The following is a 477-nucleotide window of genomic DNA, read 5'->3' on the forward strand; positions in this document are numbered from 1 at the left end:
ATCTCGCGCGGCAGGTATGTTTCGCCCTGCAAAACCGGCAGGTTTCCTCAGAGGGCCGGTACTCTCCTTCACCGTCAAAGGCCTTCTTCGCCCACGGTTTTATCATCTCCGCCCAGGTAGTCAGCTCCTCCACCGGCTGCGTGAAGCTGCTCGTGTTGTCGATGCGGGGCTGCACGATGTGCATGGTTACCTTCCCGATCGGATACAGGATCGCGTACTCGTTCAGCGCTCCCAAAGCGTAAAGCTTTAGCTGTGGGTTCGCTTTCGCGGATACCGGCACGCCTTTGCCATACTTGAAATCAATCACGTGCATCTCGTCGCCGCCGATAATGACGCAGTCCCCGGTACCAAATCCCTCCGGAGCGATATGGCTATAGTCCAGGCGCTTTTCTACCGCTATGTAAGGCGGGGAATCGAAACCGTGGACGATCCCGGACACGTAGTCCAGGTATTCATCCGTATAGCCGTCCATTTCCT

At 56.6% G+C, this 477-nt stretch carries 1 protein-coding gene; it reads right to left on the bottom strand.

The genetic code is table 11. The features are described from left to right. On the bottom strand, positions 1 to 477 hold a 477-nt coding region (locus NE619_RS18020; RefSeq protein WP_256133864.1), incomplete at both ends, for a DUF2800 domain-containing protein.

This window comes from Anaerovorax odorimutans (genome assembly GCF_024459955.1).
GTDB classification, from domain to species: domain Bacteria; phylum Bacillota; class Clostridia; order Peptostreptococcales; family Anaerovoracaceae; genus Hominibacterium; species Hominibacterium odorimutans_A.